General features: G+C 70.3%; 15 protein-coding genes. 8 read left to right on the top strand and 7 right to left on the bottom strand.

Annotated features, from left to right (window positions below; translation table 11 throughout):
- Window positions 1-53 precede the first annotated feature (53 nt).
- Both OG966_RS13300 and OG966_RS13295 read right to left on the bottom strand, forming a co-directional pair.
- Window positions 54-2,732, bottom strand: coding sequence for a helix-turn-helix transcriptional regulator (locus tag OG966_RS13300; RefSeq protein WP_326649794.1), 2,679 nt, complete (start codon window positions 2,730-2,732; stop codon window positions 54-56).
- A gap of 95 nt (window positions 2,733-2,827) precedes the next feature.
- On the bottom strand, window positions 2,828-4,282 hold the full coding sequence (locus OG966_RS13295; protein WP_326649793.1) for an MFS transporter: 1,455 nt from the start codon (window positions 4,280-4,282) through the stop codon (window positions 2,828-2,830).
- A gap of 52 nt (window positions 4,283-4,334) precedes the next feature.
- Here OG966_RS13295 and dusB point away from each other — a divergent pair, with 52 nt between their 5' ends.
- Window positions 4,335-5,483 carry a tRNA dihydrouridine synthase DusB gene (dusB, locus tag OG966_RS13290; protein ID WP_326649792.1) on the top strand — a complete coding sequence of 383 codons (1,149 nt, stop codon included), beginning with the start codon at window positions 4,335-4,337 and terminating at the stop codon, window positions 5,481-5,483.
- 144 nt (window positions 5,484-5,627) lie between these two features.
- Here dusB and OG966_RS13285 read toward each other — a convergent pair whose 3' ends face one another.
- Complete coding sequence (locus OG966_RS13285) at window positions 5,628-6,380, bottom strand: GntR family transcriptional regulator (RefSeq protein WP_326649791.1); 753 nt, start codon at window positions 6,378-6,380, stop codon at window positions 5,628-5,630.
- 265 nt (window positions 6,381-6,645) lie between these two features.
- Between OG966_RS13285 and OG966_RS13280 the strand changes: the two genes are divergently transcribed.
- The 7 genes from OG966_RS13280 (at window position 6,646) to OG966_RS13250 (ending at window position 16,039) form a co-directional block, all read left to right on the top strand.
- Window positions 6,646-7,791, top strand: coding sequence for an ABC transporter substrate-binding protein (locus OG966_RS13280; RefSeq protein ID WP_326649790.1), 1,146 nt, complete (start codon window positions 6,646-6,648; stop codon window positions 7,789-7,791).
- Window positions 7,791-8,687: an ABC transporter permease gene (locus OG966_RS13275; protein WP_326649789.1), complete on the top strand. Its 897-nt coding sequence runs from the start codon at window positions 7,791-7,793 to the stop codon at window positions 8,685-8,687. Before OG966_RS13280 ends, OG966_RS13275 begins: the two co-directional genes overlap by 1 nt.
- Window positions 8,675-9,619 carry an ABC transporter permease gene (locus tag OG966_RS13270; RefSeq protein ID WP_326649788.1) on the top strand — a complete coding sequence of 315 codons (945 nt, stop codon included), beginning with the start codon at window positions 8,675-8,677 and terminating at the stop codon, window positions 9,617-9,619. The genes OG966_RS13275 and OG966_RS13270 overlap by 13 nt, the downstream gene beginning before the upstream one ends.
- Window positions 9,620-9,622: 3 nt before the next feature.
- Complete coding sequence (locus OG966_RS13265) at window positions 9,623-10,717, top strand: ABC transporter ATP-binding protein (protein WP_326649787.1); 1,095 nt, start codon at window positions 9,623-9,625, stop codon at window positions 10,715-10,717.
- A 38-nt stretch (window positions 10,718-10,755) separates the two neighbouring features.
- Complete coding sequence (locus tag OG966_RS13260; RefSeq protein WP_406733887.1) at window positions 10,756-11,424, top strand: HAD family hydrolase; 669 nt, start codon at window positions 10,756-10,758, stop codon at window positions 11,422-11,424.
- A 355-nt stretch (window positions 11,425-11,779) separates the two neighbouring features.
- The gene (gene ppdK, locus OG966_RS13255; RefSeq protein WP_326649786.1) at window positions 11,780-14,488 is read left to right on the top strand and encodes a pyruvate, phosphate dikinase; all 2,709 of its coding nucleotides are present in this window, start codon (window positions 11,780-11,782) and stop codon (window positions 14,486-14,488) included.
- A 531-nt stretch (window positions 14,489-15,019) separates the two neighbouring features.
- Window positions 15,020-16,039 carry an ArsR/SmtB family transcription factor gene (locus OG966_RS13250; RefSeq protein ID WP_326649785.1) on the top strand — a complete coding sequence of 340 codons (1,020 nt, stop codon included), beginning with the start codon at window positions 15,020-15,022 and terminating at the stop codon, window positions 16,037-16,039.
- Here the strand turns inward: OG966_RS13250 and OG966_RS13245 are convergent.
- The 4 genes from OG966_RS13245 to OG966_RS13230 all read right to left on the bottom strand — a co-directional run bounded on the left by OG966_RS13245 (window position 16,009) and on the right by OG966_RS13230 (window position 20,182).
- Window positions 16,009-17,169 (bottom strand): alkaline phosphatase PhoX, encoded by a 1,161-nt coding sequence (locus OG966_RS13245; protein ID WP_326655183.1) that lies wholly within the window; start codon window positions 17,167-17,169, stop codon window positions 16,009-16,011. The two genes, OG966_RS13250 and OG966_RS13245, sit on opposite strands and share 31 nt — an antisense overlap.
- A 331-nt stretch (window positions 17,170-17,500) precedes the next feature.
- On the bottom strand, window positions 17,501-17,695 hold the full coding sequence (locus tag OG966_RS13240) for a ferredoxin (protein ID WP_326655182.1): 195 nt from the start codon (window positions 17,693-17,695) through the stop codon (window positions 17,501-17,503).
- A 26-nt stretch (window positions 17,696-17,721) separates the two neighbouring features.
- Window positions 17,722-18,783, bottom strand: a complete 1,062-nt coding sequence (locus tag OG966_RS13235; protein ID WP_326649784.1) for a cytochrome P450 — start codon at window positions 18,781-18,783, stop codon at window positions 17,722-17,724.
- Window positions 18,784-19,255: 472 nt separating this feature from the next.
- Window positions 19,256-20,182 (bottom strand): oxidoreductase, encoded by a 927-nt coding sequence (locus OG966_RS13230; protein WP_326649783.1) that lies wholly within the window; start codon window positions 20,180-20,182, stop codon window positions 19,256-19,258.
- Window positions 20,183-20,240: the final 58 nt, after the last annotated feature.

Below are 20,240 nucleotides of genomic sequence, written 5' to 3'. Positions count from 1 at the left end.
TTGCCGCTGCCGCTGAAGAGCGGATCGATCAGATGACCGGCGGCTTTGCCGCGTTACGAAACCTCGCCCCAGCGCTTGTCGTGTTCCGGGGTGGCGCGCCGTTCCTTTCCGGCCACCCACAGCGCGATCTGGGTCCGGGACCGCATGCCCAGCTTGTCCCGTACGTTGTCGAGATGGGTGGCGACGGTGCTCGCCGACAGATCGAGACGAGCCGCGATCTCACGGTTGGTCAGTCCCTCGGCGACCAGAGCGGCGACAGCTGCCTCCCGCCCTGTCAGCGCAGATCGCCCGCCGCCGGTTCCGCTCCCGGTTCCCCCTCCTCCGTCACCGTTGCCGGCCGTTGAGGAGACGACTGACGCGGACTCTTCGGCGGTCCCGTTCAGCGCGTAGACGAGCAGCCGCTCCCAGCGCAGCCGGCGTCCACCGGCCACCGCCCCGTCCCGCGCAGCCGGGGTCAGAGCCGCCTCGGCGCGGGCCGCCGCGGCTTCGACGTGCCGCTGCCACTCGGCTTCCGGCTCGGTGTCCAGGCGGCGGCGCGCCTGCGCACAGGCCGCGAACAGCCGCAGCGAGCGCTTCATCTCGCCGCGTTCCGCCGCCACGACGGCAAGCCCCTCGAGCGGATACAGCGCGTGGAAACTCTCACCGGGCACCGTGCGCAGGGCCTCGGCGAACAGCCGTTCCGCCGCCCTGAGGTCGCCCAGAGCCAGCCGTATCGCGCCGGCGGTGTGCAGCGCTGCCGCCGACTGGCACCAGGGTGCCTGCCCTCGAAGCTCGGGCAGGCAGGAAGACATGAGCGCATCGCCCTCGGCCGCCTTGCCGACATGCAGCAGCGCCCAGGCCAGGTGATGCCGGCACCATGCGGTGTCGTGGGGGCGGCCGAGCGTGGCGACGATGGCCAGGCACTCGGCGAAGTCGTCGACGGCCTGCGAGAACTCGCCGCGGCACAGCAGGGCGGCAGCGCGTGCGTCCAGGGCGTTGGCGAGTGAGGCGGGGTCGTTCCGGCGCCGCTCGGCGGCGACCGCCTGCTCGGCGAAGTGCAGTGCGGCCGCCTCGTCCACCTGCTGGCAGGCGGCGCGTGCGGCGAGCGCCAGGGCCGCACCGACGTGCCGGGAGTCCTGGAAGTCCTCGGAGTGCCGGGGGTCCCTCGGGTCCCGCGAATCCTCGGGGTCGCTGTCGCGCTCCAGCACGTCCGTCAGCAGTGCGCGGGCGGCTGTCAGCTGCTCCTGCTGGTAGCGCACACGCGCAAGTGCCAGCGTCAGGGGTACGTTCGGTGCGCCACCGTGGCTGTTGGTGTGGGCGACGGCCGCCGCGAGGTTCTCCCGCTCCTCGGTCAGGGGGCCGCCCGCCTGGTCGACGAAGACCTGACCCGTGGTCGGCTCCAGCAGTCCGGTCAGCCAGTCGACGGCCCGCTGCCAGGTGCCTGGCAGCTCGCCGGAGTCGGCGAGGCGGTCCAGGGCGTAGGCGCGGATGGCGCTCAACTGCCTGAATCGTGCGGTGACTTCGGCCTCGGTGCCGGGCAGCCGCACGATCAGGGACTTGGCTTCCAGCGCGCACAGCACCCGCAGGACGTGCCGTGGCGGCATCTCGCCGTCTGCGCAGACCGCGGCCGCTCCTACGGCGTCGAAGCCGCCGACGAGGACCGAGAGACGGCGGAAGAGGGCCTGCTCCTCCGGGTCCAGTAACCGATGGCTCCAGTCGATCGCGGCCGCCAGCTCGCGGTGGCGTCCCGGTCCGGTTCTGCTGCCGTCCGTGAGGAGGGTGAGCTGGTCGTCGAGGCCGGCCAGGATGTCGCTCAGCGGGAGGGCTCCCGTACGGCGTGCCGCCAGCTCGATGGCCAGTGGCATGCCGTCGAGGCGCCGGCAGATCTCCGCCACGGTACGGGCGTTGCCGGCATGCAGCTCGAATCCGGGTGCGCAGCTGCCCGCGCGCTCCACGAAGAGCCGGACGGCATCCGCCTGCAGCACGGCTGCCGGGTCGTCGTCCTCGCCGGCCGGCGACAGGGACAGTTCGCCGACCCGGAACACCACTTCGCCGGGCACGCGCAGCACTTCCCGGCTGGTGGCGAGGATCCGCAGCCGTGGGCACCGGGCGAGCAGGGCCGCGGCCAGCTGTGCGCACGGCTCGGCCAGGTGCTCGCAGTTGTCCAGGACGATCAGTATCGGGCGGTCGCCGAGCTCGTGCGCGAGCAGCGCGATACCTGTACGGCCGCCGCGCTCGCCGACGCCCAGCGCGGCGGCCACGGCCTGCGGAAGCCGGTCGCCGTCGCGCAGCGAGTCCAGTTCGACCAGCAGGGCCTTGCCGTCGGCGCCGCCACTCCGGCCGCCGGCGAACTCCATCGCCAGACGGGTCTTGCCGACTCCGCCCGGACCGGTGAGAGTCAGCAGCCGCGAGGACTTCGAGAGGGTGCGCAGCCGCGACAGCTCGAGCCGCCGGCCTATGAAGGAGTCCAGTGGCCGTGGCAGCTCCCGGCCCACCACCTGTCTGTGGTCCTGCTCCTGGCCGTGCTCCTGGTCCTGGCCGTGCTCCTGGTCCTGGCGGTGCTCCTGGTCCTGGCGGTGTTCTCGGTCCTGGTCCTGGGCGTCCCGTGCCGAGCGTCGGCGGAAGGCGCGCTGTCGGCATGCGGCGGAGCAGTAACGGGCAGGCCGGCCGCCCTGTGCCGGCCCGCTCTCCTTGCGCGGCCCTCGGCCGGGCAGCTCGGTCCCGCACACCTCGCACGTTCGACTCGGACTCATCCGTCGAATCCTTGCCGAACGGACGCCGCCGGACCAGGGAGTCCGGCGAAGGGTGAGCGACGCCCCATGGCGCCTGTGGCCCTGCTCGGAGACGGCTATGCGTTCGCTGTGGACGGCGCCTTGTCCCGGTCCGGCGGTTCCAGTTGCTCAGCCGTGCGCCGCGCCGTCTCCCGTGCCCAGCCGCCGCTGGTCAGCGCCCCCACCACGAGGACGCACAGCCCGCAGCCGGTGATGATCCACCAGGCGGGCCTGCTCGCGGCGACGAAGCCGTCCGCGTACGAGGTGGAGGCGACCCCGGCCGCCAGTACGGCTCCGATGACGGCGACGCCGAGGGTCTGCCCGATCTGCCGGCTGGTGGAGGCGACAGCGGCCGCGACACCGGCCTGGGAGCGGGGCATTCCGGAGACGGCGGTGTTGGTGATCGGCACGTTCACCATGCCGAAGCCGAGACCGAAGAGGAAAAAGCCGAGGAAGAGCAGCGCGTCGGAGGTCTCGGCCTCGAAGGCGGCGAACAGCACCCCGCTCGCGGCCATCGCGACGCCCGCGATCATCAGCGGGAGGCGCGGACCGCGGCTGCCGACCAGCCGTCCCGACAGCGGTGCGCAGATGAACGTCATGGCGGCCATCGGCAGCATGTAGAGACCGGCGTCCATGGCGGACAGGCCGCGGACGTCCTGCAGATAGAGCGTGTTGATGAAGAGGAAGCCGCCGAGCGAGGCGAAGGCGCACACCGCGATGACCGTGGCACCGCTGAACGGGGCGCTGCGGAAGAAGCGCAGATCGATCAGAGGCTCGGTGCGCCTCGGTTCGTACAGCAGCAGTCCGGCCAGCGCGAGGGCCGCGACCGCGCTGAGGGCAAGGATCACCGGCGAGTGCCGGCCGGCCGAGGGCGCCTCGATGATCGCGTAGGTGAGTGAGCCGAGGAGAGCCATGACTAGGAGCTGGCCGACGGGATCGGGGCGGCGTGGCTTCGGGGCGCGGGACTCCGGTACGTAGCGCCAGGTCAGCAGGATGGCGGCGATGCCTACCGGCAGATTGACCCAGAAGATCGAGCGCCAGCCGATCGAGTCCACCAGGACTCCGCCGACCAGGGGCCCCGCGGCCATGGAGATGCCGACGACGCCGCCCCAGACGCCGATGGCACGGGCCCGTTCGCGCGGGTCGGTGAAGGTGTTGGTGATGATCGACATCGCGACCGGATTGAGCATCGAGCCGCCGACGGCCTGCACCATGCGGAACGCGATGAGCGACTCGAGATTGGGCGCGAGCGAGCAGAGCAGCGAGCCGACGGTGAAGAGGACGAGCCCGGTCTGGAAGACCCGGCGTCGGCCGATCCGGTCGGCGGTGGAGCCGGAGAGCATCAGCAGGGAGGCGAGGACGAGGGTGTAGGCGTCGATCGTCCACTGCATCCCGGCGACCGAGGCGTGAAACTCCTTCTGGATCGAGGGCAGCGCGACATTGAGGATCGTGTTGTCGAGGCTGACGATCAGCAGGCTCATAGCGCAGATCGCCAGCACGACCAGCCGCCGTCGGTATGTGAGCTCGGGCATACGCGGATAGTACGGCTGACTAACGACTCCCGTCGTGAGCGACAATGGGCGAATGACCACGTTCGCCCCGTCCTCCTCGATGCTCAGGATCGGCCCGCACGCCGTGCAGCCCCCGGTGGTGCTCGCGCCGATGGCGGGCATCACCAATGCGCCGTTCCGCACGCTGTGCCGCGAGTTCTCCGGCGGCAAGGGGCTTTTCGTCAGCGAGATGATCACGACGCGGGCGCTGGTCGAGCGCAATGAGAAGACCATGCAGCTCATCCACTTCGACGCGATTGAGACGCCGCGGTCCATTCAGCTGTACGGGGTGGATCCGGTGACCGTCGGCAAGGCCGTCCGCATGATCGTGGACGAGAACCTGGCCGACCACATCGACCTGAACTTCGGCTGCCCGGTCCCGAAGGTGACGCGCAAGGGCGGCGGCTCGGCCCTTCCGTACAAGCGGCCGCTGCTGCGCGCGATCCTCAACGAAGCGGTGTCGAACGCGGGCGGCCTGCCGGTCACGATGAAGATGCGCAAGGGCATCGACGACGACCACATCACCTATCTCGACGCGGGCCGGATCGCGGTCGAGGAGGGCGTGACGGCGATCGCGCTGCACGGGCGTACGGCGGCGCAGCACTACGGCGGTACGGCCGACTGGGACGCGATCGCCCGGCTGAAGGAGCACGTTCCGGAGATCCCGGTGCTCGGCAACGGCGACATCTGGTCGGCGGACGACGCGCTGCGGATGGTGCGGGAGACGGGCTGCGACGGAGTGGTCGTGGGGCGCGGTTGCCTGGGGCGGCCGTGGCTCTTCGGCGACCTGGTGGCGGCGTTCGAGGGTACGGGTACCTGTGCGACGCCGACACTCAAGGAGGTCTCGGTCGTCATGCGGCGGCACGCGGAGCTGTTGGGGGAGTGGATCGGCGACGAGACGCGTGGCGTGATCGACTTCCGTAAGCATGTGGCGTGGTACCTCAAGGGCTTCTCGGTCGGCTCGGAGATGCGGAAGAAGCTGGCGATCACCTCGTCACTGGCGGAGATGGACGCACATCTGGAGGAGCTCGACCTGGACCAGCCGTGGCCGGTCGGTGCGGACGGGCCGCGCGGGCGTACGGCGGGCAACAACAGGGTGGTTCTGCCGGATGGCTGGCTGAAGGATCCGTACGACTGCGCCGGGATCGGCGCGGAAGCGGAACTCGATACCTCGGGCGGCTGACGGCACCGGTCCGCGCACCCGGGCTCCGCCCCGGAGCCTGCGGCTCGAGCACCACCGGGGCCGGATCTGCTCGCCCGGACCGGCGGAAGATCAAGCCCGTCCGGCGATTGCGGACACGGCGGGGCCGAGGTCCCGCAAGCCGCGCTACGCGTCCAGCGCGCCCGCATGCCGCGACAGCGGGGCCGTGTCCGCCGAGTTGCTCACACTGAACGTCACACTCCCCGCCACATACCTGTCGTCCGTCCACTCGATGGGCCGGCCCGTCGCCGTGCACGTCAGATGACGCTGCCGCAGCAGCGGGCTGCCCCGGCGGACCCGCAGCAGCCGCGCGTCCACGCTCCCCGCCGCGACCGCGTCGAGCAGGTGCTCGCCGTACTGGGCCACGATGCCGTGCTGTCCGGCGATGCTGTTCATGATGGATACGCAGTCCTCGGGCAGCTCCTCCACCGCGGGCGCCACCCACTCCGCGTACGCGGTGCGCTCCAGCATGGCCGGTTCGCCGTCGAGCAGCCGCAGCCGTATGACGTACAGGACCGGCGATCCGGCGGTGACGGAGAGCCGGGAGGCCTCTGCGGGGGTCGCGGGGCGGCGGGCGCGGGTCAGGATACGGCTGGAGATCTCGTGGCCCATGCCCTCGGCCCACTGCGCGAAGCTGTTCAACTCCGCGAAGCTGTGCCGGCGTTCGTGGCGCAGCACGATTCTGCGCGCACCCTGCCGGGAGCCGATCAGGCCCTCGGAGGCCAGTACGGCGACGGCCTGCCGGACCGTCCCGCGCGACGCGGACCAGCGGGCCGCGAGGTCGCTCTCCGAGGGGAGCTGCGCCCCGACCGGATACTCGCCGCCCAGGATCGACCGCCGTACCGCCTCGGCGATCTCCAGATAACGCGACGTACCCACGCGAACGCCCTCCGTGTCCCGAACTGTGCGCAGTTGGTTGCGCTGTGTTCCGCTTCCCCGACCACCCTAACCGCGCCGGAGCGCCACTGTCTCCCGTCCCCCGGGACCCGCTCCCACCGGCGAGGAAACGGCGTTGGCTCTTCCGGTAGCCGATCCGCCGCGGCCATGTGCCGTTCATGATCCGGACAGCTCCTCCGGGCGAACTGAATCCAGCTTGTTCAGACAAGTGCTCACAGTGTCCTTCACTTCGTCTCTGGGAGAGACCGTGTTCAGACCTTCCCGTCTCGGCGCTACCGCCCTGCTCGGCGCTGCCGCGCTCACCACCCTCACCGCCTGCGGTGCCGCGCCCGACGGCGCTGCCGCCGGTGCCGCGGTGAAGGCGAACGCCAGCACCTCGGCCGCCGGGTTCGGCGGAATGAAGGCGCTCGTCGCGGCCGCCGAGAAGGAGGGCAAGCTGAATGTCATCGCCCTCCCGGCGGACTGGGCGAACTACGGCGAGCTGATCAAGGCCTTCGAGGCCAAGTACAAGATCAAGGTCGGCAGCGAGAACCCGGACGCCTCCAGCGCCGACGAGATCGCCGCCGTCAAGGCCCGCAGGGGCCAGAAGCGCGCCCCCGACGTCCTCGACCTGGGCATCGCCTTCGCCCGCAGCGGCGCTGCCGAGAACCTGTTCGCCCCGTACAAGGTCGAGGCCTTCGACAAGATCCCCGCAGGTCAGAAGGACCCCGAAGCCCGCTGGTACAACGACTACGGCGGCTATGTCTCCATCGGCTGCGACGCCAAGCGGATCAAGAACTGCCCGCAGACCTTCGCGGACCTGCTCAAGCCCGAATACAAGGGCAAGGTCGCGCTGAACGGCAACCCGACCAAGTCCGGCTCCGCCTTCGGCGGCGTCTACGCGGCGGGCCTCGCCAACAAGGGCTCCTTCGCCGACATCCAGCCCGGTATCGACTTCTTCGCCAAGCTGAAGAAGAGCGGCAACTTCATCCCCGTCGAGTCCACCCCGGCCACGGTCGAGAAGGGCGAGACGCCCATCAGCATCGACTGGGACTACCTCAACGCCGGCTACGCCGACCAGTTCCGCGGCAAGGGCGTCGACTGGAAGGTCTCCGTACCGAGCGACGGCGTCTACGCCCAGTACTACTCGCAGGCCATCAACAAGCAGGCCCCCCACCCGGCGGCCGCCCGCCTGTGGATGGAGTTCCTCTACAGCGCCGAGGGCCAGAACCTCTGGCTGAAGGGGTACGCCCGGCCCGTACTGCTGCCGGCCATGACCGCGGACGGCAGCGCCGACAAGGGGTCTGTCGCCAAGCTCCCCAAGGTCGAGGGCACTCCGTCCTTCCCGTCCTCCGCGGAGCTCGACAAGGCCAAGGCCGCCCTCGCCGAGAACTGGGACAAGGCCCTCTCCTGATGCCCGTACCCTCCCCGTCCCGCACCGGGCCCGCCGGCGGAACCCGCCGCCGGCGGCGCGGCCCCCGCACCTGGATCGCCGCGCTCCCGCTGCTCGTCTTCACGGGCCTGTGCTTCGGCCTTCCCGTCGCCGCGCTGCTGTACGGAGCCGTCACGGGCGCCGACCCGGCGACCGGCTCCACCCGGCTGACCGGTGAGCATCTGCGGCGCTCGCTGCAGGGGCCCTATCTCGGCTCCCTCATCGGCAGCGTCCAGCTCTCCGCGCTCACCGCGGTGATCGGGTCGGTCGCCGGTGTGCTGATCGCGCAGGCCATCGTGACCTCCCGGCGTACGTGGCTGCGCAGCGCAACCCTCACGGCCTCCGGCGTCCTCGCCAACTTCGGCGGTGTGCCGCTCGCGTTCGCGTTCATCGCGACCGCAGGCATCTCCGGTGTGGTCACCCGGCTCGCGGACCTCGACAGTCTCGGCTGGAACCTCTACTCCTTCACGGGGCTCGCCGTGGTCTATCTCTACTTCCTGACCCCGCTCATGGTGCTCGTGATCATCCCGGCGCTGGACGGACTGCGTCCCCAGTGGCGGGAGGCCGCGCAGAACAGCGGGGCGACCGGACGGCAGTTCTGGCGGCTGGTCGGGCTGCCGGTCCTCGCGCCGTCCCTGCTGGGCGGCTTCGTCCTGCTCTTCGGCAGCGCGTTCGCCGCGCATGCCACTGCCGCGGCTCTGGTCGGCGGTTCCGTACCGCTGGTCACCTTGAAGATCGCGGACGCGCTGTCCGGCAATGTGCTGGTCGGCCAGGAGAATGTGGCGCTCGCCCTGAGCCTCGACATGATCGTGATCGCCGGCCTGGTCATGGCGGTCTATCTGCCCCTCCAGCGACGGAGCGCCCGATGGCTGCGATGACACCCACCGCCCAGGCCGCGCCTGCCGGGCCCCGCCCCGCACCCGAGAAGGCTCCTGTCCGCCGACAGCGCCTCCGACAGCGCCGCCGGCCGCGCGTCTGGCGCGGACTCGTCCTGGGTCTGGCCGGTCTCTACTTCCTCGTTCCGCTCCTCGCGTCGGTCGTCTTCACGGTGCACACTCCGGGCCGGGGCGTCTCGTTCGAGGCGTACACCGGGATTCTCGGCGCAGAGGGATTCACCGACAGCCTGCTGCTCTCGCTCGGCCTCGCCGCCGCGACCATCGCGCTCGTTCTGCTGCTGGCCGTGCCCGCGCTGGTCGCCGTGCGGCTGGGGGCGCCACGGCTGCGGCCGGTCGTCGAAGTCATGTGCATGCTGCCGTTGGTGGTGCCGCCGATCGCGCTGGTCACCGGGATCACCACGGTGCTGCGCTGGGGACCGGAACATCTCTCCCGCACACCGCTCTACCAGACCTTCATGGCGGTCCAGGACGAGAACTTCCCGCTCGTGCTCGTCCTCGCCTACACGGTGCTGGCCCTGCCGTTCGTGTACCGCTCCCTGGACGCGGGACTGCGCGCCATCGACGTACCGACGCTGGTGGAGGCCGCCCGCAACTGCGGTGCGAGCTGGGCGTACGTCATCCTCCGGGTCATCCTGCCCAATCTGCGCACCGCGCTCGCCGGCGCCGCCTTCCTCACCCTGGCGCTGGTGCTGGGCGAGTTCACCATCGCCGCGCTGCTCGGCTACCAGCCCTTCGCGGTGTGGATCGTCACGGTCTCCGGAGCGCAGGCACGGATGTCGGTGGCCGTCTCCGTCCTCAGTCTTCTGATCACCTGGGCGCTGCTGCTGCTCCTCTCCCGCGCGGGGAACGGCACCCGGCCCGCGAAGAGCACGGCCACCGTGGCCGCCGCGCCCTCCTCCAGCAAGGACCGGTAATCCATGTCTGCAAGCACAGCGACCGCCGTCGCGCGGCGGAACGAGACCTCCGGCGCGACCGGCGCCCGGGTCGAATTCCGCGGTCTGCGCCGGGCTTTCGGCGCCACCGTCGCCCTCGACGGGCTCGACCTGACCGTCGAACCGGGTGAGCTGATCGCCCTGCTCGGTCCGTCGGGCTGCGGCAAGACCACCGCCCTGCGCGTCGTCGCGGGTTTCGAACAGCCGGACGCCGGCGAGGTGCTGGTCGACGGCGAGGACATCACCCGGGTGCCGGCCAACCGCCGGGACGCGGGCATGGTCTTCCAGTCGTACAGCCTCTTCCCCAACCTCAGCGCCCGCGACAACGTCGCTTTCGGCCTGCGGGTCCGCAAGATGCCGACCGCCGGGCGCAACGCCCGCGCCGCCGAACTCCTGGCCCTGGTCGGCCTGCCCGAACACGGCGACCGCTACCCCCACCAGATGTCCGGTGGCCAGCAGCAGCGAGTCGCCCTGGCCAGGGCGCTGGCCCTGGAGCCGCGCGTGCTGCTCCTGGACGAGCCGCTGTCCGCGCTCGACGCCAAGGTGCGGCTCAGCCTGCGGGAGGAGATCCGCCGGCTGCAGCTCTCTCTCGGGATCACCACGATCTTCGTCACGCACGACCAGGAGGAGGCCCTGTCCATGGCGGACCGGGTCGCCGTCCTCAACGCCGGGAAGCTCGAGCAGTGCGCGGCGCCCGCGGAGCTGTACGAGCGGCCCGCGACGCCGTTCGTCGCCGAGTTCGTCGGGACCATGAACCGGCTGCCGGGCCGGATGGCGGACGACGGCCTGGTCGAAGTGGCGGGCAGCAGGCTGCCCGTGGACGGCGAAGCGCCACAGGCATCCGAGGTCGAGGTGCTCGTACGCCCCGAGAACGTCACCGTGACCGCCGATCCGGACGGCGGGGCCACGGTCGTCTCCGCGTCCTTCCTCGGCTCGGTCACGCGCGTGCTGCTCGACCTGCCGGACGGCAGCTCGGTCAAGGCCGACCTGGCGTCGCGGGACGCGGGCGCGCTGGTGCCCGGCGGCCGGGCGGCGGTCGGACTGGCACAGCGGCCCGTCCTCGTCGTACCGGCGCGGTGAGCGTGGAATTGACCGAGCCCGCGGCAGTCCTCTTCGACATGGACGGCACCCTCGTCGACACCGAGGTGCTGTGGTGGGAGACGGCCGAGGAGGTCGCCGCCTCGCTCGGCCACCGGCTCTCCGACGCGGACGCACCGGAGGTGGTGGGCCGGGCCGTCGAGGACACCGCCGCTCATCTGATACGGATCACGGAGGTGGCCCTCAGTGCCACCCCCACTGTGTCGGCGGTGGCGCAGGCGCTGACCGACGGGTTCTTCCAGCGGGTGGAGGCGGGCGCCCCGGTGCGTCCCGGCGTACGGCGGCTGCTGGCCGAACTGGAGTACCGGCAGGTTCCGTTCGCCCTGGTGAGTGCCTCACCGCGCATCGTCGTCGATTCGGTGGTCGGTGGAGCGCTGGCCGATGTGCCGTTCTCCTTCACGCTGTCGGCCGACGACACGGTGCGGACGAAGCCGCATCCGGATCCCTACCGGGCGGCCGCGGACCGGTTCGGGGCCCTGCCCAGGGCATGTGTGGCGGTGGAGGACTCGCCGGACGGCAGCGACTCCGCGGAGGCCGCGGGGTGTGCGGTGCTGGTGGTGCCGTCGTTGCTGCCGGTGCCCGCGTCCGCCGGCCGGGTCTTCGCCCGGAGCCTGGAGGACGTGGATCTCGATGTCCTCAGCCGCTGTGTTTCGTCGTGTTACGCGGGTCCGGATGATGGGACCGGATGACCCTCAGCCGCGTGATTCTCGCCACCCCTGATAGGGGTAGCGCTCAGATGAGCGAATTGATGACGACTGCACCTCTCAGAGGGGTGGCACTAAGTGCCACCCCTCTGGTGTTCAATTGATCTATCGATTCATCGCACGGTGTAGCGCCCTGCGCAATCAATGTCGCTGTGCGTGCTGATGCGTTCAAGCTCTGAAGGAAATCTCTCAATCGAGCTGCCGCTCAGTTACTTTGGATCTGGTGGCGGACGAGTGGTTACGGCCGTATGACGGCCAAGTGGACGTACCCAGACGCCTTCGATCTGGGTATGTTCCTCGCCGTCAGGGCAGCCACCGAGTCCTCGAGGAGTCGAGACCCGTGTCGGAAAACAAAGATCAGAAGTTCGTCTACGACTTCACCGAGGGCAACAGGGACCTCAAGGACCTGCTCGGCGGCAAAGGTGCCAACCTCGCAGAGATGACCAACCTCGGGCTGCCCGTCCCTCCGGGCTTCACCATCACCACCGAGGCGTGCAAGGTCTACCTCGACAGCGGCACCGAGCCCGCCGCGCTGCGCGACGAGGTGAGTGCCCACCTCGACGCCCTCGAGCGGTCGATGGGCAAGAAGCTCGGCCAGGCCGACAACCCCCTTCTGGTATCGGTACGTTCGGGTGCGAAGTTCTCGATGCCGGGCATGATGGACACGGTTCTCAACATCGGCCTCTCCGACGAGTCGGTGGCCGGGCTCGTACAGCAGTCCGGCGATGAGCGCTTCGCCTGGGACTCGTACCGCCGCCTGATCCAGATGTTCGGCAAGACGGTGCTGGGCGTCGACGGCGAACTCTTCGAGGAGGCGCTCGAGGAGGCCAAGCACGCCAAGAAGGTCACCGTCGACACCGACCTCGACGCCGGCGATCTGAAGAAGCTGGTCAAGCAGTTCAAGAAGATCGTCTCCCGTGACGCGGGCCGCGACTTCCCGCAGGACCCGCGTGAGCAGATGGACCTCGCGATCCGCTCGGTCTTCGAGTCCTGGAACACCGACCGCGCCAAGCTCTACCGCCGCCAGGAGCGCATCCCCGGCGACCTCGGCACGGCCGTCAACATCTGCTCCATGGTCTTCGGCAACCTCGGCCCCGACTCCGGCACCGGCGTCGCCTTCACCCGCGACCCCGCCAGCGGCCACCAGGGCGTCTACGGCGACTACCTCCAGAACGCGCAGGGCGAGGACGTCGTCGCCGGTATCCGCAACACGGTGCCGCTCGCCGATCTGGAGAACATCGACAAGCAGTCGTACGACCAGTTGATGCAGATCATGGAGACCCTCGAGACGCACTACAAGGACCTGTGCGACATCGAGTTCACCATTGAGCGCGGCCAGCTGTGGATGCTCCAGACCCGCGTCGGCAAGCGGACCGCGGGCGCGGCCTTCCGTATCGCCACCCAGCTCGTCGACCAGGGCCTCATCGACGAGGCCGAGGCGCTCCAGCGCGTCAACGGCGCGCAGCTCGCGCAGTTGATGTTCCCGCGCTTCGACGACCATGCGAAGACCGAACTGCTCGGCCGCGGTATCGCCGCGTCGCCCGGTGCGGCCGTCGGCAAGGCCGTCTTCGACTCGTACACCGCGGTCAAGTGGTCGCGTTCCGGCGAGAAGGTCATCCTCATCCGCCGTGAGACCAACCCCGACGACCTCGACGGCATGATCGCCGCCGAGGGCATCCTGACCTCGCGCGGTGGCAAGACCTCGCACGCCGCCGTTGTCGCCCGTGGCATGGGCAAGACCTGTGTCTGCGGCGCCGAGGAGCTCGAGGTCGACACCAAGCGGCGCCGGCTGACGGTCGGTGGGACCGTCATCGAGGAGGGTGACGTCGTCTCCATCGACGGCTCCACCGGCAAGGTGTACCTCGGTGAGGTGCCGGTCGTGCCGTCCCCGGTCGTCGAGTACTTCGAGGGCCGGATGCACGCGGGCGCCGACGACGCCGACGAGCTGGTCGCCGCCGTGCACCGGATCATGGCGTACGCGGACCGAGTACGCCGCCTTCGCGTACGGGCCAACGCCGACAACGCCGAGGACGCGCTGCGCGCACGGCGGTTCGGCGCGCAGGGCATCGGCCTGTGCCGCACCGAGCACATGTTCCTCGGTGAGCGCCGCGAGATGGTCGAGCGGCTCATCCTCGCCGACACGGACGAGGAGCGTGAGCAGGCGCTGGGCGCCCTGCTGCCCCTGCAGAAGAAGGACTTCGTCGAGCTGTTCGAGGCGATGGACGGACTGCCCGTCACGGTCCGCCTGCTCGACCCCCCGCTGCACGAGTTCCTGCCCGACATCACCGAGCTGTCGGTACGGGTCGCCCTCGCCGAGGCCCGCAAGGACGCCAACGAGAACGACCTCCGTCTCCTTCAGGCCGTGCACAAGCTCCATGAGCAGAACCCGATGCTGGGCCTGCGCGGTGTACGCCTCGGCCTGGTCATCCCCGGTCTCTTCGCCATGCAGGTACGGGCGATCGCCGAGGCCGCGGCCGAGCGCAAGAACGCCAAGGGCGACCCGCGCGCGGAGATCATGATCCCGCTGGTGGGCACCGTTCAGGAGCTGGAGATCGTCCGCGAGGAGGCCGACCAGGTCATCGCCGAGGTGCAGGCTGCCACCGGCACCGACCTCAAGCTGACCATCGGCACGATGATCGAGCTGCCGCGCGCCGCGCTGACCGCCGGTCAGATCGCCGAGGCCGCCCAGTTCTTCTCGTTCGGTACGAACGACCTCACCCAGACCGTGTGGGGCTTCTCCCGCGACGACGTCGAGGCGAGCTTCTTCACCGCGTACCTGGAGAAGGGCATCTTCGGGGTCTCCCCGTTCGAGACCATCGACAGGGACGGCGTCGGCTCGCTCGTACGCAGCGCTGTCGAGGCCGGCCGGGCCACCCGCCCCGACCTCAAGCTGGGCGTCTGCGGCGAGCACGGCGGTGACCCGGAGTCGGTGCACTTCTTCCACGAGGTGGGTCTGGACTACGTGTCCTGCTCGCCGTTCCGTATCCCGGTGGCGCGCCTCGAGGCCGGCCGGGCCGCGGCCGAGTCGAAGGGCAGCGACTCCCGCTGAGACCGGAGCCGTCGCCGGGGTCTGGGGGCTTGCCCCCAGTCGGTACCCCACCCTCACCGACCCGGTGACGGCTCCGGAACACCGAAAGGGAAGGGGCGGGCGCCTTGTGCGGGGCGCCCGCCCCTTCCATGTGTTCATGCGTGTGCCGTTCTGTTTCCCTTTTCGGCCCGGCCCGATTCCCTGTTGAATCATGGACGTTCAACGGCAATCGAATTTCTGCCATTTCGCGGCGCAAAAAAGCGGGCGGAGCGCGGCCCGCGGATCCCCATCCGCAGGCCGCGCCCCATTACCCGTGCCGGACACGGAGCCGCACCTTCCGTCACCCGCCGCCGGACGTTCCAAAGCCCCCCACGGTCTTCGCAACGTCACATCGGAGACGGAAGGTTCATGCCCGACGTCGTACAGCCTTTCGGTTGGCACCCACCCCCCGCGAGGCGTTTCAACTGTGGCTGAAACACCGTGGTAACGTCCTGTGATGGCATGCATACTCAGTGATCGGGGGCGATTGCGGATGCAACAGGTGGGGGTTCGGTGCTTCGTATCCATTTCACTGGGGACGACCTAGCCAGAGTGCGGATGGGGGCCAGGCCGGATGCTTTGTGGGAAACGATTCTCAGCTTTCACCGATTGCGGGATCGACGCGGCGCACTCGTCTTCGGAGAATGGCGTTCGGAGACCCGGGCCCGGTTGAATGGTGAAACACGCCTGCTTGCCGCGCTGGTACCGCCGCGGGGCTATTTCCCGGACTTCCTGACACCTCCCGAAGGGCAGAGCGGGCTGGACGCGGGCCTGGAGGCGCTGCGTGCCACCCCGGTGGCCCGTCTGCACACCGAACTCGCCCTGGCCGCCTCGGACCGCGCCACGGTGCCCGTGCTGCCCGGCCGGCTCGTCGCGCTCGCCGAGGGCAGGCCCGAGCCGCTCGCCCGGCTCGTGGGGGCTCTGCGCGGCTATCACCGGGCCGCCGTGGAGCCGTACTGGCCGCATATCCAGGCCAGGGTGGAGGCGGACCGTGCCGTGCGAGGCCGCGCGCTGCTCGACGGCGGCGCGGACGAACTGCTCACGTCGCTGCCGCCGGTGCTGCGCTGGCGGCCGCCGGTTCTGGAGGCCGACTATCCCGTCACGCGCGAACTGCACCTGGACGGGCGCGGGTTACTGCTCCAGCCCTCGTTCTTCTGCCGCGGCACACCGGTGGTCTACCGCGACGCCGCGCTCCCGCCGATCCTCGTCTATCCGGCCGCCCACAGCAGCGGGCCGGACTTCAGTGAGGCCGGCGGCCCCTCACTGGGCAAGCTCGTCGGCCACACCCGCTCCGCCGTCCTGCAGGCCATCCGCTTCGGCTGTACGACCAGCGAACTGGCCCGCAGGGCAGGGGTGTCCCTCGCCTCCGCGAGCCAGCACGCGGCCGTCCTGCGGGAGGCGGGCCTGGTGGTGACGCTGCGCCACGGCAACGCCGTCCTGCACACACTCACCCCGCTGGGCGCCGCCCTGTTGCGGGGCGGCGCCACTGCGGAGGCGTCGGGCTACGCCCGGAACGGCCCCGTCACCTCGTAGGTGATGCCGCCCGACGAGGATCCGCTCGTCCCGCGCTGGCTGGAGAAGTACAGCCGGGTACCGTCGGGCGAGAACGCCGGTCCGGTGATCTCGGACGAGGACTGGCCGGTGATCCGCAGGAACACCGCGACGACGTCGTCCGGAGTGATGATGCAGATCTCCATGTTGCCGCCGTCCTCGGCGACGAACAGATCACCGGAGGACGAGCCGGTGACGTTGTCCACGCCGGTCAGCGGGGCGCCGCCGCCGACCACCAGCGAGTCGTCGTAGGCCAGTTCGTAGGTGCTGTTGGCGAGGTTGAGCTGCCAGACCCGGTTGTCGCCCTTGGTCGTGAACCAGACGGTGTCATTGGCGTAGTGACAGCCCTCGCCGCCGTTGAAGTGCTTGGCGCCGGAGACCTGGTTCCGGGTCGCGGTCGGCGAGCCGTCCGGGTCGGGCACGTTCTGCCAGGTGAAGGAGCCGGAGGTGCCGGAGCCCGCGACGAGCACCTGGAGTGTGCCGGAGGCGAGGTTGCCCCAGGTGGTGGGGATGAACCGGTAGAGGCAGCCGTTGGTCTCGTCCTCGGTCAGGTAGACGACATGGCGCACCGGGTCGGCGGCCGCGGCCTCGTGCTTGAACTTGCCCATGGCGTCCCGGCGTACGGCGGCGTTCACGCCGTACGGGTCGGTCTCGTAGACGTACCCGAGGCTGACCTCCTCGCACGACAGCCAGGTGTTCCACGGCGTCTTGCCGCCCGCGCAGTTCTGGCGCGTGTTGGAGAGGATTCTGTACGCGCCGGTGATCGCGCCGGCCGAGGAGAGCTTCACCGCGCTCGCGCCGCCGGACGGGTTGATCTCCGAGTTGGAGACATAGATCCAGCCCGAGCCGTCCGCGAAGCAGGCACCGCCGTCGGGGGCGTTGTGCCACTTGTAGGAGGTCGGGCCGACATTCTGACCGGACCGGGCGATCACCCGGCTGCTGAACCCGCTGGGCAGCTGAATGCCGTTGGCGTCCGCCGCGCCGAGGGCCCCGTAGGGCCCCGGGCCGGGCTGGGCCGGGGCGGCGTAGGCGGCACCGCGCATCAGGGTGCCGCCGAAGGCGGCGGCGGACGTGCCGATGACTGCTCCGCGCAGGAAGTTGCGACGATCCACTGTCACTCCAGGGTGGTGACCGCTCCGGGCGCCGGTCGACGCCCCGGAGTTGGCGCGGTACCGGAACCTATGAGTCGTGAATTGACAGCACGTCAACGAGTGGTGACGTACAGCGGTCGACCAGCCCGCCGACTCGGGGGTAGGGAAGGTTGCGCCGGGGCGCACGCCGGGCGCACGCCGTTCACCACCCGGGCGTCCTGTCGCGACGCCGTCCCCCGGACTTCGTACCGGGGCCCGGGACGGGCCTGTTCTTCCGGCCCGTCCGGTGATGGAGGACGAACCGCCTGCCGGGCGGACCCGGCCACCATCGAGCCCGCCCGACGCGCAGGTCTCAGCCGTGCGAGAGCCGGATCGCCCCCACCGGGCACGCCCGGGCCGCCTCCCGTACGAGCGGGCTGCCCGCTCCGTCCTCGCGGCCCGGCAGCAGCTCGCTGAATCCGTCGTCGTCCTGGGTGAACACCTCCGGCGCGGTCAGCGCGCACTGACCCGCCCCGATGCACCTGTACTTGTCGATGGCGATGCCGATGTCCGTACGGTCGGTACCCATGGCGGCTACCAGGCCACGGGGAGTTCGACCATCCCCTGGAGTGTGTCGCCGGGTTTGAAGGGGATCGTCTCGGCGGGCGCCGCAAGCCGCAGTCCTGGCAGCCGGCCGAAGAGCGTCCGCAGCGCGATCTCCATCTCCGCCCGGGCCAGATTCTGTCCCAGGCACTGGTGGATGCCGAAGCCGAAGGCGACATGGTGACGGGCCGAGCGGTGCCAGTCGAGCGTGTCGGGCGCCGTGTACGCGGCGGTGTCGCGGTTGATGAGGGACGTCGAGAAGATGACGCCCTCGCCGGCCCGGATGGTCGTCCCGGCCACCTCGATGTCCTCCGTGGCCACCCGCAGCATCCCGTCGGCGATCGACAGGAACCGCAGCAGCTCCTCGACGGCGGTGGGCATCAGCGACTCCTGCGCCCGCAGCTCGGCGAGTTGTTCCGGGTGCTGGAGCAGGGTGAAGGTGCCCAGCGAGATCATGTTCGCCGTGGTCTCGTGGCCCGCGACGAGCAGGATCGCGGCGAGGCTGATCAACTCGCGCCGGTCCACGGTGCCCTTGTGCAGCTGCTGCTGGATGAGTTCGTCGAGCAGTGCCTCGCCCGGGTCCTCCCGCTTGCGGTCGATCAGCGCGCCGAGGTAGTCGTTCAGCTGGTCGCGCGCGTCCTCCGTGTCGGCGGGGGACGGTCCGCGCAGCAGCCGGCGCGACTGCGCCTCGAAGAAGTCGTGGTCGGCGTAAGGGACGCCGAGCAGGGCGCAGATCACCATCGATGGCACCGGCAGCGCGTAGGCGCTCACCAAATCGGCGGGCGCCCCCTGCTCGGTCATGGCGTCGAGCAGCCGGTCCACGGTCCGCTGGATCTGCGGGCGCAGTGCGGTGATGCGTTTGACGGTGAAGCTGGGGATGAGCATCCGCCGCTGGATGTTGTGCTCGGGATCGTCGACGCCGAGCAGCGCCGTGCGGCGGTTGCGCAGCTGCGCGAAGCGCTCCGTGGGCATGGGGAACCCGCGGTTCTCACGGTTGGTGGAGAGCCGCTGGTCGGCCAGCAGCTCGCGCGCCGTCGCGTGCCCGGTGACCACCCACACGGTGCCGCCGTCGAAGAGGGCGACCCGGGAGAGCGGCCGGGCTTCGCGGAGTGGCTGGTAGGGAGCGGGCGGGTGGTAGGGGCAGCCGCGGTCCTGAGGAAACGCAACGGGTTCAGAGACGAGGAGTCCTGGGACGACTGGTTCCGATACGACTGGTTCCGAGACGACGGGTGCTGGGACGACTGGTTCCGAGACGACGGGTGCTGGGACGACTGGTTCCGAGACGACGGGTGCTGGGACGACTGGTTCTGGGGCGACGGGTGTTGGGACGACTGGTTCTGGGGCGACGGGTGTTGGGGCGACTGGTTCTGTCATGGTGACCTCGCGAGCGAAGAGTCCGCCTAGCCGAACTCCCATTAGATGCCTCGGGCACCTAGTGGCCCATGCGAAGTTCGGCCAAACGGCCCAAGGGCGGCGGAGCCGGCAGAGTCCAGGGCGCACACCGGCCGCCCGGCGCGCGAGGGGCTCAGGGCTTGAGGCCCTCGTACGTCACCCCGGTGAGCTGCTCGGACGCCACCCACAGCCGCTCGCCCGCCACATCGTTCCGGGTCCACTTGGCCCGCCGGGACGGAGCGGGCGGGCCGCGCCAGCCCTGGAACCTCGGTCCGGTGAAGGAGTCGGGCTGCACGCCCGGCGCGGTGGCCGCGTACAGCGTCGGCAGCGCCCCGGACTCGGCGGGCTGCGCGGCGATCCGGTTGCCGAACTCAATGATCCGTTCCCTGAGCCTGCTGCCCTCCATCCTCGCGCTCGCGGTCTGGAGGTTGGTGGCGGCGTAGCCGGGGTGGGCGGCCGCCGCGACGACATCGGACCCGGCGGCGCGCAGCCGCCTCGACAGCTCGTGCACAAAGAGCAGATTCGCCGTCTTGGAACGGGCGTAGGCCACCCAACGGCGGTAGCGACGCTCGCTGTTGAGATCTCCCATGTCGAGATTGGCCATGGCGTGCAGTCCGCTGGACAGGCTCACCACGCGCGCGCCCGGCGTGTCCAGCAGCTTCTGCAGCAGCAGCCCGGTCAGCGCGAAGTGCCCGAGGTGGTTGACGCCGAACTGCGTCTCGAATCCGTCGGCCGTCTTCCCGTACGGCAGGGCCATCACGCCGGCGTTGTTGATGAGCAGATCGAGGCTGTCGTACGGATACTCGGCCGCGAACTCCCGTACGGAGGACAGGTCCGCCAGATCCAGCGGCCTGAACTCCACCGCGGCGCCCGGCACCTCACGTTTGATGTGGGTCTCCGCCTGCTCGCCGCGGACCGCGCTGCGACACGCGAGAACCACTCGCGCACCGCGGCGGGCCAGCTCCTGGGCCGTGACGAGTCCGATGCCGCTGTTGGCTCCGGTGACCACGGCGGTGCGTCCGGACTGATCGGGGATGTCGCTCGTGTTCCAGCCCGCCATGGCTGAGCCCCTCGCTAGGAAACGTTGGCTGCCCAGCGTACGAACCCTCGGGCCGAGG

It is taken from the genome of Streptomyces sp. NBC_01750 (assembly GCF_035918095.1).
In the GTDB taxonomy this organism is placed as follows: Bacteria; Actinomycetota; Actinomycetes; order Streptomycetales; family Streptomycetaceae; genus Streptomyces.
Note: the sequence above shows the minus strand (reverse complement) of the source record. Positions and strands in the feature narration are given on the sequence as shown.